We start from the raw sequence: 917 nt of genomic DNA on the forward strand, positions 1-917 counted from the left end.
AGCGTTCATGCGTTGGGCAAGGCCATTACGGGTAAACCCACACCTGCGCATACAAGCGTTAACGCATTGGCTAAAATGGTGGAGTATTTCGCAATCAGGCGGTATCTCACTCTCTAAAATGTTCATGGATTCTTGGTTCTCAGACATGGTAAAAATCTCCTTAAGTTAACCTAGATTTTGTGGCTCTATAAGTTCATGCTTGGATCTGGCACTGGTTTGCCAGCTTGAATAGCTTTGATAACTTCTTTGCGCCTATGGGTCCGATCTTTTGGACCGCGTTTTGGCTTGGTTAGGTATTTGTCACCGAAGACTTCTGTGCGTTTCTTGTTTAATGCTAAACATATTGCTTCGGCGATAACGAAAGATTGAACCACGCCTTTTGCAACGTTAGCGACGTGTGAATTTGAGACTCGCTTTGCTTTTGCGATATCTTCAATCTGTATGTCTTTGTTTGATAGTTCTTTCTTTATGTCTTCATATGACATTGTTGTGTAAGTCATGTTAGATTTACCTGTGTTGTAAATTAATGTTGGTAACTATATTTGTCAGTGTTCGTTTATTAAGCTAGTGATAAATATTCTTACTGTCAACTGGAAAGTTATTTTGTTTTTTATTTTTTAAAGGTATTGACTGTAAACTATGGTTATCGATAGTATCTCAGAGTCAGAGATTGATCTTGTGATTGAGCGCTTACGAGAACAACTAAGCGTGAAAAGTAATCGAGCACTTTCTGAAAAGTTAGGGTTGTCACACAGTGGCGTTGCTATGGCCAGAAAGAAAGGTACGTTACCCTATGGTCCAATAGTTAATGCATGTGTTAACTACAAAATTTCCTTGGATGAGGTGTTTGGAATTGATGTAGACCAAACATCTGACAGTAGCTCTACGGAAGAAAAACCAACAAAGAGTGAAAACGC

At 39.1% G+C, this 917-nt stretch carries 2 protein-coding genes; one reads left to right on the forward strand and one right to left on the reverse strand.

Translation table 11 applies throughout. The features are described 5' to 3' along the window. Window positions 1–185: 185 nt before the first annotated feature. Window positions 186–500 (reverse strand): hypothetical protein, encoded by a 315-nt coding sequence (locus J8M00_RS28005; protein WP_211013644.1) that lies wholly within the window; start codon window positions 498–500, stop codon window positions 186–188. Between the two features lie 139 nt (window positions 501–639). Here J8M00_RS28005 and J8M00_RS28010 point away from each other — a divergent pair. Next, on the forward strand, window positions 640–917 hold a 278-nt coding region (locus tag J8M00_RS28010), incomplete at its 3' end, for a helix-turn-helix domain-containing protein (RefSeq protein ID WP_211013645.1).

This window comes from Pseudoalteromonas luteoviolacea, assembly GCF_018100925.1.
Lineage (GTDB): Bacteria > Pseudomonadota > Gammaproteobacteria > Enterobacterales > Alteromonadaceae > Pseudoalteromonas > Pseudoalteromonas obscura.